Below are 255 nucleotides of genomic sequence, written 5' to 3' on the forward strand. Positions count from 1 at the left end.
TGGCGGGTTCGCCGACGGACTTCACCGGTGACGGACGCGACGACATCGTCACCTTCACCCACGGCACCCTCAACGACGTCTACGTCGCCACCTCCACCGGAACCACCTTCACCGGCACCTCCGTCAAGTGGAACGACTTCTTCGGCCTCAACGGCGAAACACTCCTCACCGGAGACTTCAACGGCGACAACCGCGACGACATCGTCGCCTTCACCCACGGCACCCTCGCCGACGTCTACGTCGCCCTCTCCACCG

Annotated in this window: 1 protein-coding gene; it reads left to right on the plus strand. The window is 64.7% G+C overall.

The genetic code is table 11. The annotated features are described in order from the left end of the window. Nucleotides 1–255 (plus strand): FG-GAP-like repeat-containing protein (locus QSK20_RS32025; RefSeq protein ID WP_285792336.1); only part of this gene is annotated, 255 nt, incomplete at both ends.

This window comes from Micromonospora sp. NBRC 101691 (assembly GCF_030269285.1).
GTDB lineage: Bacteria > Actinomycetota > Actinomycetes > Mycobacteriales > Micromonosporaceae > Micromonospora > Micromonospora echinospora.